Origin of the sequence: Mycobacterium sp. 48b, assembly GCF_048282725.1 — a bacterium.
Lineage (GTDB): Bacteria > Actinomycetota > Actinomycetes > Mycobacteriales > Mycobacteriaceae > Mycobacterium.
This window is the reverse complement of record NZ_JBLVUL010000001.1, coordinates 7,095,935-7,109,902: the sequence shown is the minus strand read 5'-3', so window position 1 is coordinate 7,109,902 and position 13,968 is coordinate 7,095,935. Positions and strand designations below refer to the sequence as shown.

The 13,968-nt window shown below is 62.2% G+C and carries 10 protein-coding genes; 4 read left to right on the top strand and 6 right to left on the bottom strand.

Features of this window, described 5'->3' with window-relative positions; translation table 11 throughout:
- Positions 1 to 2: 2 nt before the first annotated feature.
- Positions 3 to 1,454 (bottom strand): NAD-dependent succinate-semialdehyde dehydrogenase, encoded by a 1,452-nt coding sequence (locus ACNQR1_RS34770; protein WP_418050029.1) that lies wholly within the window; start codon positions 1,452 to 1,454, stop codon positions 3 to 5.
- 697 nt (positions 1,455 to 2,151) lie between these two features.
- On the opposite strand from ACNQR1_RS34770, the gene ACNQR1_RS34765 reads away from it, so the two are divergent.
- Positions 2,152 to 5,163, top strand: a complete 3,012-nt coding sequence (locus tag ACNQR1_RS34765; protein WP_418050618.1) for a protein kinase domain-containing protein — start codon at positions 2,152 to 2,154, stop codon at positions 5,161 to 5,163.
- 1,040 nt (positions 5,164 to 6,203) lie between these two features.
- Entirely contained in the window at positions 6,204 to 6,383 is a 180-nt protein-coding gene (locus tag ACNQR1_RS34760) for a YegP family protein (RefSeq protein WP_418050028.1), read from the top strand.
- Between the two features lie 49 nt (positions 6,384 to 6,432).
- On the opposite strand, the gene ACNQR1_RS34755 is transcribed toward ACNQR1_RS34760, so the two are convergent.
- Both ACNQR1_RS34755 and ACNQR1_RS34750 read right to left on the bottom strand, forming a co-directional pair.
- Complete coding sequence (locus ACNQR1_RS34755; protein ID WP_418050027.1) at positions 6,433 to 6,765, bottom strand: DUF732 domain-containing protein; 333 nt, start codon at positions 6,763 to 6,765, stop codon at positions 6,433 to 6,435.
- Entirely contained in the window at positions 6,766 to 7,203 is a 438-nt protein-coding gene (locus ACNQR1_RS34750; protein ID WP_418050026.1) for an excalibur calcium-binding domain-containing protein, read from the bottom strand.
- Between the two features lie 602 nt (positions 7,204 to 7,805).
- Between ACNQR1_RS34750 and ACNQR1_RS34745 the strand changes: the two genes are divergently transcribed.
- Positions 7,806 to 8,570, top strand: coding sequence for a PASTA domain-containing protein (locus ACNQR1_RS34745; protein ID WP_418050025.1), 765 nt, complete (start codon positions 7,806 to 7,808; stop codon positions 8,568 to 8,570).
- A gap of 79 nt (positions 8,571 to 8,649) precedes the next feature.
- Here ACNQR1_RS34745 and ACNQR1_RS34740 read toward each other — a convergent pair whose 3' ends face one another.
- The 3 genes from ACNQR1_RS34740 to ACNQR1_RS34730 form a co-directional block, all read right to left on the bottom strand.
- Entirely contained in the window at positions 8,650 to 10,458 is a 1,809-nt protein-coding gene (locus tag ACNQR1_RS34740) for a serine/threonine-protein kinase PknH/PknJ (protein WP_418050024.1), read from the bottom strand.
- Between the two features lie 277 nt (positions 10,459 to 10,735).
- Positions 10,736 to 11,623: a hypothetical protein gene (locus ACNQR1_RS34735; protein ID WP_418050023.1), complete on the bottom strand. Its 888-nt coding sequence runs from the start codon at positions 11,621 to 11,623 to the stop codon at positions 10,736 to 10,738.
- Positions 11,607 to 13,115 (bottom strand): serine/threonine-protein kinase, encoded by a 1,509-nt coding sequence (locus tag ACNQR1_RS34730; protein ID WP_418050022.1) that lies wholly within the window; start codon positions 13,113 to 13,115, stop codon positions 11,607 to 11,609. The genes ACNQR1_RS34735 and ACNQR1_RS34730 overlap by 17 nt, the downstream gene beginning before the upstream one ends.
- A 382-nt stretch (positions 13,116 to 13,497) precedes the next feature.
- Here ACNQR1_RS34730 and ACNQR1_RS34725 point away from each other — a divergent pair, with 382 nt between their 5' ends.
- Positions 13,498 to 13,797, top strand: coding sequence for a WXG100 family type VII secretion target (locus ACNQR1_RS34725; protein ID WP_418050021.1), 300 nt, complete (start codon positions 13,498 to 13,500; stop codon positions 13,795 to 13,797).
- The last annotated feature ends 171 nt before the right edge of the window (positions 13,798 to 13,968 follow it).

Below are 13,968 nucleotides of genomic sequence, written 5' to 3'. Positions count from 1 at the left end.
CGTCATTCGTCGATGCTGAAGTACTGCGTCTCTAGGAACTCGTGAAGCCCGATACGGGCTCCCTCGCGGCCGAGCCCGCTCTGTTTGGTCCCGCCGAATGGTGCGGAGGGATCGGAGACGACGCCTCGGTTGACGCCGACCATGCCGGCATCGATCTGCTCGGCGACTCTTAGCGCGTCTTGCAGACGGCCGGAGTACACGTACGCGGCCAAACCGTATTCGGTGTTGTTTATCTGCGAGAGAAGCTCGTCCTCGTCGTCCCATGCCACCACTGGGGCGACCGGACCAAAGATTTCCTCTGTCAAGATCGCGGCGTTCGGTTGAACATCGGCCAGCAACGTAGGCGACAAAAAGAAGCCGCGGTCCGGAATCGGAGCCGACGCGGCGATGTTCGCACCTTCTGCCACTGCGTCATTGATCAATCGTTGGATTGTGTCTACGGCGCGAGCGTTGATCAGCGGACCGACCTGTGAACCGGGATCGGTCGCAGGGCCGACTCGTAACGAGTTGATGGCGCCGCCGAACTTCTCGACAAACTGGTCGACGACTGCGGCATGCACGTAGAACCGGTTGGCTGCGGTACAGGCTTGTCCGCTGCCACGGAATTTGGCAATCATCGCGCCGTCAACTGCCGCTGCAATGTCGGCGTCCGCGCTCACCACGAATGGGGCGTTCCCGCCGAGTTCCATACTGGCGTTGACTACTCGATCAGCTGCCTGGCGCAGGAGGGCGCGTCCGACTTGGGTTGACCCAGTGAACGAGACTTTCCGAACCCGCTCATCGGAAAGCCATGTTCCCACGATATCCGAGGAGTTGGTGGTGGGAACGACGTTGACCACGCCGTGCGGCACGCCAGCGCGTGCCAAAATATCAGCGATTGCCAGCGCTGTCAGCGGTGTTTCTCGGGCAGGCTTGAGAACTACGGTGCACCCGGCAGCCAGAGCAGGAGCGATCTTGCGAGTCGCCATCGCGGCGGGAAAGTTCCAAGGGGTGATCAACGCCGCGACACCAACCGGGCGATGCGTCACCACAGTACGGGCCGCCCCGGCGGGACTGACACCGTAGCTGCCGTCCGTACGGACGGCCTCCTCACTAAACCACCGGAAAAACTCTGCGGCGTAGCCGACTTCGGCGCGCGCATCTGACTGTGGCTTCCCGTTCTCGGCACAGATCAGTGTGGTCAGCATGTCGGCATTGCTGATCATCAACTCGTACGCCGCGCGCAAGATTTCGGAGCGCACACGTGGCGCGGTAGACCGCCATGAGGTGAACGCGGAGGCTGCAGAATCGACGGCAGCAGCCGCTAGTTCAGCGCCGGCGCTGCTTACGTGGGCGAGCGTCTTTGCGGTTGCCGGGTCGGTGACCGCAAAGGTTTCGTCCGTTCCGACGGCTTGTCCACCTATGCGGACGCCGTGTTCGGGATCTATTGCTGCGACGAGAGTTTCGATGTCCACGGCTACGGCTCCTCCTACGCCGACGGAACGTCGGCTTGACGGTATGTCTTGGCCAGGCGATGTCGCGCGGGCAAGGACAGATCAACGAATTTCTATTTGTGAAACTAGAATATAACGAACACGATAGTGGTTTCGTTCGATCAGTTTGGTGCGCGGTCAACCCAGCTGTGTCTCTGTACGAATACTCCCAAGGCCGGCCTTGTCGTCCGTCAGTACCGCCGCGTACCCCCAGAGCTTCATGCAGCTGATACCGATCGGCATCGCATGATAAGGACCATCCGTCCCATCGCTAGAACGGTCGGCGCACTCGAATTCTTGGAGCGAGTGGCCCGCATCGGGCATGGATTAGCTCGGTTGTCGCCGCCTGCACGCCGTGCGCGTCTATCAAATCCACCGCCCTCCCGCGTTGCCGCCAGATGCGGTGGTTACGTGTTTCTATTTCGTCGATGGAGCAGCGTGTCGCTATCCGTCGGTGCTTCGCTCCAAGATTCCTCGGATCGATCTGCCGGAACGCCGGCGCGGGAAAGTTGACTGCTCCGAGCCTGGGCATGGCGAACCCGCCGGACAGTCACAGTTGGATCAGCGCGGTCAGATCAAGGGAATCTTTCGTTCGGCTCGGCGCATCGCAAAGTCTGTCACTGCATCGGGGCCGATCGTTGTTGGACGTTCGAGCCGGGGCGGCTTCGGCGGCGCTACCATGAACTGGTCAATAGGACTCCGATATGGACAGCGATCGATATCAGACGCAGCGCGACAACACAGACCCGTCTGTTGTCGCGGAGCTTCGTGCAGTCGGGTTGACGATGTCGTAGAGATCGGACGTGGCGGTTTCGGGGTGGTCTACAAGTGCAGGCAACCCGCTCTCGAGCGCACAGTGGCGGTCAAGGTGCTCACAGCCGCGCTCGACGATAGCCGAGAACGATTCCTTCGTGAGCAACGCGCCATGGGTCGTCTCACCGGGCACCCGAACATCGTCGGCGTACTCCACGTAGGCGAAACCGAGACTGGCTACCCATATTTGGTGATGCACTACCACAAGTTGGGCTCTCTGGCGGATCTGATCCGCAGGCGTGGATCGCTCGCCTTGAATGATGTTCTGCGACTGGGGGTGAAGATGGCAGGTGCGTTGGAGACAGCGCACGACCTTGAAATACTGCATCGGGACATCAAGCCGGCGAACATTCTTCTCACCGACTACGGCGAGCCGGCGTTGAGCGATTTTGGACTTGCTCATATTTCAAGCGGGTTTACGACAGCATCTGGTGTCTACACGGGTACCCCGGCATTCACGGCTCCCGAAATAATCGGCGGTATGGCGCCGAGCCGAGCTTCCGATGTGTACGGACTAGGTTCCACGTTGTTCTGCGCACTCACCGGCCACGCTGCGTTTGAGCGCCGTACTGGAGAGCAGTTGGTAGCGCAGTTCCTGCGCATCGCGAGCGAGTCGGTACCAGACCTACGTGATGGCGGTATCTCCGACGACATCACAGCGATCATCGAGCAAGCGATGTCCCGAGACCCGCAGAACCGGCCTGGCGCCGCGGACCTGGGGGTTGAGATTCAGCAGGTTCAGTATCGGCGAGGACTTGAAGTCGACCAGATGGCACTACAACTCTCTCCGAGAGCCCAGCAGTCTCTGGCCGGTGCGCGAAAGGCCAGAAGCCTAGGAAATTTGCCGCTTCAGTTGACCAGTTTCGTCGGTCGCCGGAATGACGTAGCGGAAGTCCGACATCTTGTGACAACTCAGCGCTTGGTGACTCTGACCGGAATTGGGGGCGTGGGCAAGACACGGCTCGCACTTCGGGTCGCGGCCGACATCGCACCCGATTTCACAGATGGAGTGTGGCTCGTCGAGCTCGGTGAGCTGCATGATTCTTCGCTGTTGACTGACGTCGTGGCGGCCGCAGTTGGACTGCGCGACCAGTCGGTGACGCCGTTGCCTGACGCGCTGGGGCGGTTCCTGTCATCACGAAAGATGTTGCTAATACTGGACAACTGCGAGCACCTGGTGGATGCGGCGGCCAAGTTGGCGGAGAATCTACTGCAGACATGCCCCTATCTGACCATCCTGGCGACGAGCCGTGAAGCACTGAGTATCGGAGGAGAGTCGGTATGGCTCGTGCCTCCGCTCATGTTGTCTGCAGCAGACAGTGCGGAAGTCGAACCAATCCGTGTGTATGACAACGACGCGATGGCGCTCTTCGCAATTCGCGCAGCCGCCGCCCTTCACGGTTTCGAAATAACCGAGCAGAACAAGGCTACGGTCGCGCGTATCTGCTCTCGTGTGGATGGGTTACCGCTGGCGCTTGAACTGGCTGCGGCCCGACTAAAAGCGATGTCACTAGACCAGATCGAACAGCGGCTATCCGACCGATTCTTGTTGTTGAGTCATGGTACCCGCGGAGCACCGACACGTCAGCAAGCACTGGAATGGAGCATTGATTGGAGCTACGACCTTTGCACATCGGCTGAACAGGAGTTGTGGGCGAGGCTATCGGTGTTCGCGGGCAACATCGAGCTTGAGGCTGCAGAAGCAATTTGCGCGGGCGGTCAACTACCTGTTGATCTCGTTGATCTTGTGTCTTCGTTGGTGGACAAGTCGATCCTGATTCGAATCAGCTCTGGAGGTGTGGTCCGATTTCGAATGCTAGAGACACTGCGTCACTACGGCCGCCAGAAGATGAGTCGAAGCCAACAGTACGCGGAACTGCTTCGGCGGCACCTACATTGGTGCCAGCAGTTGGCGATAGGTGCATGGTCAGAATGGGCCAGCGAGCGCCAGGTCTACTGGATCAGGCGTATTGAGCGGGAGATGCCGAACATCCGCGAAGCGCTGGAGCTGAGCTTGTTGGACGCTCCCGCCGTCGCTCTGAGTATTGCTGCCTCCTTGCATCCATTTTGGCTAGCACACGGAATGCTCAGCGAGGGCCGCCGGTGGCTAGAACGAGCGCTCGCCGCAGTGTTGGCTGAACCGACAGTCGACAGGGTCAATGCGCTCTACGGAGCTTCGACGTTCGCAGGACTCCAAGGTGATCTGACGGCTCAGGCGGCCTTGGTGGATCAGGCAAGAGAACTGATTGGACAGATCGATGATCCATTGGCGCATGGGATCTTTGGGCTTGCCGATGGCCTCAATTCTGTGTTCCACAACGAAATCGCGAGCGCTTGCGCGCGGCTCGAAGGCGTCGTTGATGTGACCGATGACCCCATTGTGCAGATACCGGCAATGGCCTTGCTCGGGTGGGCACTTCAGTTCCGTGCTGACAACGCAGGTGCGGTCGACTGGCATGAACGCGCCTTGGCGCTCTCGGAGGAACATGGCGAATCGGTCTACAGGAGCTACGTTCTTTGGTCGCTGGGGGTCGCGCACTGGCAGACGCACGACATCGATCGAGCCGCCGCGCTGCTCCGAGAGGGACTGCAATGGGCACAGGGTGTCGATGATGCACGCACGGCCGCCTCGTGCATCGAGGCGTTGGCGTGGATTACCGATGAGCCCGAACGTGCAGCAGTTTTGATGGGCGCCGCGCAGACGCTCGGCTTTGCCGCCGGCAGCTCGACCATCGTGTTCCCGAGGCTTGCTGTCTACCATGAGCAGTGCGAGCGACGCACTAGTGAAGCACTTGGAGACGATCATTATGCGGCCGTCAGCCAAGAGGGCGCCGCCATGAGCGTCGATGACGCGGTTGACTATGCGCTTCGCAACTGACTGACTGAGCACTTCCAGCATCAGGACCGAATGGCGAGCCCCTTGGTCAGGGATTCGCTTCTGACAGCCCCGCGTGGGAGACGGCATCGACCATCGCCGCAGCCGCCGCAGTTAGCTGATATACCGCCAGGTGCTCATCACGATTGGCCATTGTTCCAGCCGAGTGCCTGGTTACCGCGCAGCAGGCAGATGCCAATTCGGTGGCCCACGGCAGCCTCGTGGCTGTGACCGGACCGCGCTCACCATGCACACGGTCGAACAACTAGCGTCTGCTGGCAGGCGCCAGCCGGAAACTGCACTCTCAACATGGCCGTACGAGTCCGAAAACGACGGGATGGAGAGGTGCCAAGCAACTCCTGGCTTCGCGGCGAAATCGAGCCGTCGCTGACAGATAGCGGGATTTGTCGGCGTGCCACCAGACCTATGATGAGGAACGGGGGCGGAACCAGCAAAAGGGGACAGATGTCGACACCGCCGTCGCTGAACCCTCCGAGAGTCGGAGATCCCATCGCCGATGACCAGTGCCACTACGTCAAACGAGCCAGCGCCGTGTATCTGGTTGCTACGTGGAATCAAGTGCTTCGACGACGATCCGGTCTTCGGACCGGACTCTGTTCTGGCAGTCGGCGTTTCGCCGATCTGTGATTTTGGGGGACTATACCCACTGGTTTGGGTGCGGCCATGATCCGTAGACCGGCTCCCGGAAACCTCGCGGGGCTGGCCCACGAAGTCAGGCCAGCCGCGGAAAGCTCGACGACATAGTCGGGCGCTGTCGGCGTGGTGAAAGCGTGGGGCCTCGCACCTGCCTACTGACCTCGTCTCCGCGCGTTCGCAATTCGCCTCTGGCGCGATCGCCTTGAAAAGGATCGAGTTACGGCGCAGTCGTGGATCGCCGGCTCGGTTACTCACTAGGTAAGGTGATTTGGCCGCCGCTCTCGACACTGCTCTTCCGATCCTCAGGCAGCTGAATTCGCGCCCCGCGCCAAGGAGGACCGATAGGCTGACTGCCGTTGAACCAGGTTTCTAGAGAAGGGCATTCAGTGGCAGGAAAATTCGAGCTCTACAAAGATGCGCGCGGAGAGTACCGGTTCAGGCTTAAGGCGGGAAACGGTGAGGTGATTGCCACCGGCGAAGGTTATACCTCAAAGGCAGGTGCTATCAACGGTATTGAGTCGGTGCAGAGGAACGCTCCTGGCGCTCCGATTGTGGATCAGACCTAACTTGAGGGTTTAACAATGCCCCGGACGCGAGCGGCCGGGGCATTGTTGTTTAGCCGAGATACTCTGGGCAGTACGCCACCGTGGCGGCCGCCGCGATGGTCGACGCCGTTTCCCAAGGGTAGGGTCCGTCGGCCATCAGCTGGTAGACCGCGTCCAGGTCCTCCACCCCGTTATCCATGTATTGACACACCATGAGACCTTGGGTACGCATCAACGATGGGTTCGTCACAGTGATGAAGAACCCGTCGTCGTCTGGGGTGGTCAGGAGCCTGAAGTAGGTGGCGTCCTGTGTGGACGTGCCAGCAGGGTCGGCGTTCGCTGTGCCCGCCGTCATTGCGCAGGCTGCCAGAGCGAGAGCGCCGACGGTGATGAGCGGATTCATTTATGAGTCACAGGCGTAGCCGTCGCCGTCGCGGTCGCCGCCAGACCAGTAGGCCGGATCGTCCTGTGGGATGTCATATCGACCGTCCTGGTGGGCCTCTGTGCAATTCTTGTACGGTCGTTCGGCTGCTGTTGCTGCCGGCGCCAAGCCGACCGCACTGACACCAATGGCTACCGCGATGAGCAGAACACGAACCATCCCCGACTCCTTGATCTTGATATTGACGCTGACGAAAGTTAGCGCAGCGTAATCCAAGCAAGCCATCAGTCGGTGGCGTTTGGCGAAAATTGTCGTTGGCGGCTGGCGTTGCTCTCCAGGCGTTCGTCTAGCAGCGGCATCGACCAGGTCAATCGATCGTTTACCGTCATGCTCCGCGGCGTGACGGCCTACAGCAGTCTGCGGCAGACGGTCCCGATCGATGGCCTCGGTATCGCGCATCGGTCCACCGCATGTTCAATAGCTGTACCTGCGGCGCACCGATTTGGACGGGGCGGGGAAGCGCCGACGAAGTCGCACAGCTGATCTACGAGGATCGCCTGTTCTGCGGATAATAAGGCGGTACGGGCACCGGTAGCATTGAGCGAATGGAAGCCGCAAAGCGACCTACTTCCAGCGACCAAGGTCCACGCCGATTCGGCCAACTACCTGGCCTGCGCGTTCCAGAAGACTTCGATGCACCTCTGCCAACCGCGGAGGAAGCTGAATGGGAATGCAACCCGACCGAGTCGCCCGACAAGTAACGTCTGGCCCATTTTTTCGGCTCTGGCGAGGCCGTGTTCATTGCGCCGTTCGGAGTCATATTGGGCGCTTGCGCACTGCAAGTGTGCTCGGACTGGTAACGAGGTCATTCCGCCGCGGTGTGCGGCAGAACGCCGTACCGTCACGTCGTGCGGTTGGGGATTGGCGGTGGTGCGTTTGGCGTCAGGGGTGGTATTTCGACGCGCGGGATCGGGGTCGGCGTCGGCCCGTTCTCGGCGGGGACGTCCTGGCGAAGTGGGGGTTCAGGCGGTGGGGGACTGCTTGCTTGGTTGGTGCTGGGGGTGGCGTTCTTTGTTGTTGTTGCGTGGCCATACCTGCTGGGCACCTATATCGCGGTTCAATGCGGTGCATGGAACCCGTCGACCGAGCGGTTTGCGGTGGGGTGGCTGTTCGAAGTCATCTACATCGCAGCGTTGGTCGGATGGGTTGTGCTCGCACGGGCCAGTCATGGGCGGCGTGCGGCCATAAAAGCTCACCAATTCGCGGTCTTGAGAGCGTCCGGTGCGGTGTATGAAACCCAATCTGGCCGGTCGGTGGTTTATCGGCACGGCACCTGCACCGTGAACCATCGCTCGGCTGAGACCGCGGCACGCTGTACACGATCCACGCACGAGACGCTGCCGCAGATAGCTGATGCCCAATCAGCGCCAGAGGCCGTCGCCACGCTTGAACGCGGTGCCATCGGTGTTGCGGTTCGGTGGTCTGCGGGTGTTCTCGTCGTCGGGTTGGCAGTCGGGCTCGCTGTACTCGTCGCGGACCCCATCCACTCAGCGGCCGGCGACGCTCGATCGAAACCCTGTCCCAGCCTGATCACCGTTGGTGCGAGCCCGCACGTCGTGAGCATGCCCGACCTGGTTGGCCAAAACGCCGGTGGCGTCGAAGCTCAACTCAAGCGCCTGGGGCTCAACAACGTCGAGTTATCGTCGGCTAACCCGGAATACAAGTCCGTGTGGGTGGCATCAAACTGGACGGTGGTCAGCACCGACCCGGCGCCGGGATGCGACATCAACGCCGTCCAACAGGTAGTCATCTACGTCACCAAGTAGTCGCGCCTTGGCTGACGCCTGCACCCGCCCACAGGCTAAATGATGCGAGCTATCCGGCCGCCGCTGACATTGCGGGGCTTCAAGACTGAATGTTCTCAAGCATTGCGGTGGCGACGCGTTCGGCATCAGGTTCCGCCCATCGTGGATCCTTGGGAAAACCAGCCGACGGATCGAATGCCGTTGAAACCTTGGGGGCCTCGCATGTGCGCGCCTCAACGACCACGTTCTCCCGGACGCCGAGCGCCTGCTGACAGGCATCCGGACCGTTCAATCCGTCGTTCTTGGCCATCGCCACGGTGATGAGATCACCTTGGCGCTCAACGCTTCCCACTGTGTAGTCGGCACCATTCTCGTAGCCGAGAATCGCCTGGACTTGACCGGGCGCGCAGGAATTCCACTGCGCCAGTGACTTTTCTAGGAACGCGCGAGCTTCCTCGATGCTGGGGAAGACGGCCGCGGTCTGCTGGACTAGGTGAGGGCCGTCCGCACCGCCATAGAGACTCCCGAAGCTTTGAGTCTTGAGCGCAGGCGGACCCGCAGTGTTATAGACCTCGTGTTCGCCGGTATACACCACCCCGACGCAAGATTGGGGAGTGACCTGGCTTGCGTGATCGCTGGTGCCGTACGACGACGCGTCGATCGCCAACGCATTTGGCCCACTTGAAGGATTGTCCGTGACGTCGACACCGAGAATCTTGCTCAGTTGGCTGGGACTGAGCAGTACCTGATCGACCGCGCTGGCAGGGAAGGTCGACGGAGGTGGAGGCGGCACCGGTGGGAGCGTTGGTGATGGCTGGGCCGCTACGGACGGCGATGGGGCCGGCACCGCCGCCGGCGGTGGTTGTTGCTGCCACGGGCGCAATATGAGCGCGACAACGCCGCCGAGGAGAAGAAGTCCAGCGGTGGCAGCCATCAGAGCGATTGCGGCTGTGGACCGTCGGCGCGGCGCATTCTGCACAGTCGGCGTTGCGACGGTGACAGCTTGTGCACTACGGGCTTTGGGAATGCTGGCAGGCGCGGTCGGCGCTGAGGCGGGTATGCCGGTCGTGCCGATCGCCTCGGCTAGTGCGCGGGCAAAATCTGAGCACCGTGCGAAGCGATCCTCAGGGCGTTTCGCGAGCCCGGCGGCGAGAACCGGTTCAAGCTCGGCGAGATCGGGGCGTGATTCGCCCAGCGATGGCGGCGGTGTGTTCAGGTGGCGGCTGATCACGACCGCAGGGTTAGAGTTCGAAAAAAGCGGTGACCCAGTCAGAAGATGGTGCGCTGTCGCGGCGAGAGCGTACTGGTCGGCCCGGCCGTCGAGTTCTTCGCCCAGCAATTGTTCGGGTGCGCAATACGCGACTGTGCCGACAGCGGTGTTCGTAGCCGTTAAGCCGCTGATGTCGTTGACGTTGCGCGCAATCCCAAAGTCAGTCAACAAAATTCGCTGCTCACCATCATCATCAGTGTGTGTGAGCATGATGTTGGCTGGCTTCACGTCTCGGTGCAGCAGGCCTTGCTTGTGCGCAGCATCCAGCGCGCTCGCCACCGCTGTCACGATCTGTGCGACGTTGGACGCTGGCATGCCCGCGGGATACCGGGCCGCCAAAAGTCGTGCAGCGTCAAGTCCATCGACGAAGTCCATCGAGATCCACAGCTGACCGTCGTGCTCGCCGCGGTCATGAACGCCGACGATGTGGGGGTGCCAAAGTGTTGAGGCCAGATCGGCTTCCCGGTTGAAACGGGCGCGGTACTCGGCATCGGCCGACCAGTCGGGGGGAAGTAACTTGAGAGCATCGCGTCGCGGCAGCCTCGGATGCTGGGCGAGGTAGATCTCACCCATTCCCCCAGAACCCAGCAGGCGAATGATCGTGTACCCGGCGAAGGTCTGGCCGCTTGTCAACGGCATGGACTGCATAGTAAACACACCGGCCCCGAGCGTGTGTGAAAGACGGTTAAGCAAGTTAAGTCGTCCCCGCGCTGCGACCCTGGCGCACCTTAGTTCCGGGGCATCTTGCGACGGCGAGGCACGCCCGGCACTGAAAACATCGCTCAGACGAAGGCGCGGCACTTCAGTAGTCAGCGGTCGTGCCCAACGCATGAGTAGTAGCCGGGATTGTTTTCTGCGCCGACACGAGTCTGACCGTCGTTGACGGCAACACCGTGAACATCGAGAAGCAGTGGATCTACCCTTCGGCGCACTGCTGAGCGGGGAAGCCGGTGGTGTTCTTGGTGACCCAGTTAGCGAGGCTGTTCAGTAGTGCGGTGGCGGTGGTGAAGGTGCCGTCATCAGGTGTGGTGGCGATGGCAACGCCGAGGGTGCCGGTTTCGGTGTGGATGATCCCGATTTGGCGGGCGAGGTAGTTGCCGTCGGGGTCGGGTCCCCAGCCGCCTTTGGCGGCGGTGTTGTCGGTGGCGGCCAGTCCCCATTGCTGGTCGGGGGTGATGTTGTGCATCTGGGCTAGGACTAGTTCGGCGTCGGGGATGCACGGGAGTGCCCAGGCGAATCGGGCGGCATCGGCTTGGGACCAAATGGTTTGGCCGTAGGGGCTATAGGGCGGCCGAATCTGGTCGGCTTGCACCTGCACGTCCGGATTCGCGCCGTCGACAAGGACCTGGTTCACGGCGGCGGCCGCGGCGGCAGGTTCGCCGAGGAAGGCCCACAGTTGGTCGGCGGCGGCGTTGTCCGAGGCGGTGATGGCACGTTCGATCAGCGGTGCGCTGGTAGTGAGGTCGTGGCGGGCCGCCGCGATCGCCAGTGGGACTTTGATGGTGGACCAGGCGGGCCCGGTGCTCCAGGTGCCAAACGACATGGTGTCGTTGCCGTCGAAGATGGCGACACCGACTTGGCCGGGTATCTGTTGGGCCAGGGCGGTGAAGCTGGGGGTGAGCGCGTCGGGGTTCAGCTTCACGGCCGCCGGTGGCGGTTCGACGGGCGCGGGTGTGGTGGGCGCGGCGGCGGCGGGTGCCGGTGGTGGTTCGGGGACGGGTTTGATGGTGGCCGGCGCAAACGTGCAGCCCGCGACCAGTAATGGAACCGCCAGTGCTGCAAGGGGTTTAGTAGATGTAGACACGTGCGTCTACGCCCCCGGTGCAGGTGATCCAGCCTTGGCCGAGGTCTTGGCAGTCCATGACGAACTGCTCGCCCAGGCATTGGGCCTTGTTGGGGTTACACGGCACCGCGCCGTAGGCGTTGACGATGCGCAGGTACTTGTTGGGTGGTCCCATGCGCCAGTATTCGGTGAGCACGTTGTAGGCGAACAGGCAGCTGGTGGCGGTGCTGCCGCGGCCGGCGTGGCTTCCCGGCCCGCTCTGGTTGGGATGGCTGATCCCGGTGTCGCAGCGGCGGCGGCTGGCGTCGGGACCGGTGACCAGCGGGGGCGGTGTGGCGGCCCAGCTGGCGGTGGGCTCGGCGACCGCGGTCGTGGTTGGCCGCAGCAGCGGTGTGTAGCTGGACAGCGGTGGCTGGGCAGACGGTGCGCTCGGGGCGGAGCGGTTCGACGACATCACACCGATCACCAGCCCGATCGCGAGCACGAGGGCGACAACCGCGAATCCGCCGACGCCGATGACCAGCCAGTTGGGGCCTGAAGCGGCGGGTGCGGGAGCAGGGCTTGGGGTCGGTGGCGTGGGCGGCTGGGGTGGGGCGACCCGGGTGTGAACATCGGTGGCCGCCAGCACGACTGGGCCGGCCAAGGTTTCCAGCTGATCGGCTGGTAGCGGTGCGGCGGGTGTAGCGGTCAGGGCGCGGCCGGCGGCGCGGGCCAGGGCGCCGGCGGTGCCGTAGCGTTCGTCGGGCTCTTTGGCCATGCCGCGGGCAATGACGGGGTCGAACGCGGCGGGCAGTTTCGGGTTGGTCCGCGAGGGCTGTGGGGGCTCGCTGGTCAGGTGCGCGTTGAGCAGGTGTTGCATGCTGATGGTGCCGAATGGACGGTCACCGGTGAGGGCTTCATACAGCACGCAAGCCAGGGCGTAGACGTCGGAGGCGGCGGCGGTGGGTTCTCCGTTGAGTCGTTCGGGAGCCATGTAGGCCATCGACCCGACGGTCATCCCGACCTTGGTGATGTGGTCTTCGCCGACCCGTTCGGCGATGCCGAAGTCGAGCAGGTAGGCGAAGTCGGATTCCCCTGTGACGATGATGTTCTCCGGCTTGATGTCGCGGTGAAACAACCCGGCCTTGTGGGCGTCGTCGAGGGCGTCAGCGACCTGGCCGACGATGTGGACCGCACGCTGGGGATCCAAAGGTCCGGTGGCGAGCAGCTCGCGCAGGGTCGCGCCGCGGACCAGGCGCATATCGATGTAGAGGGAACCGTCGATCTCACCCCAGTCGTGGATGGGGATGATGTGGGGCTCTTGCAGCTCGGCGGCGGCGTGGGCTTCCCGGGTAAAGCGGGTGCGGTACTCGGGATCTTGGGAGTATTCGTCGGCGAGGATCTTCAACGCGACGAGGCGCTTCTTTTTGGTGTCGCGGGCCTCGTAGACCGATCCCATGCCACCTTTGCCCAGCAAGGTGATGATCTCGTAGACGCCGAACTGTGTGCCGACGCGTTTGTCCAGCGCACCCATCATTTCCCCCGAATACTCTGTTGATCTTGCGCGGGATTGTACGACTTTGCACGGCAGGCGCGAGGGCGTGTGGGCGATGTTTGACCGCGCTCAGTATTTGCGCCGGTGCCTCGATCCGCCACCTCCGAAATTCTCTGCACCTTCAGCACTTTCACTTCGACGGGCCTCTAGGTGGACTGTGGATTCACCGCCGCCGGATGTGGGCTACCGATGTCACGGACCCGTGAGGCGAATACGCGTTGGGCATTTACATGTCGAGGGGTCTGGGCCGTCGGCAACAAAACTGGTGTCGTAATAGCTGTTGTAGCGGTTGTATCGTGAAAAGGCGCATTCACAGGGTTGCTGGCGGATGTGTGATCGTAATGTTGGAGGGGGTTAGGTGATGGGGGACCACCTGGGGGTCGATCCGGTCGACCTGCACATGTCGTCAGATCACATGGACATGCACCATGCTGAGTTGTCGACGGCTCACGCGGCCGCTGATGCTGATATCGAGGCCGCGCAGTCGGGGTGGGTCGGGGCTTCCGCTGCGGCATTACGCGCGAAGTTTGCCGAGTGGCAGGCTGCATCGCAGCAGCTGCAGGCCGACGTCGCAGCTCACGGGACAGCGTTTCGCGCCGCCGCCCAGGGCTACACGACCGTAGATGTCGAAAGCTCAGAAGCCATTGAAAACCAGCTCTGATGGCATTGACGCTTGCCGATATTGAACGTTGGGATGCCTCGACACTCCGGGAAGTCTCTACCGCGCTCGGTAAGCGTGGCGCTAGCGCCAATGACGTTCGTTCGGGGCTGACGAAACTTCCGCTCGTCGAAAGTTGGCAAGGTGATGGCGGAGAGGCAGCCCGTGCCTCGC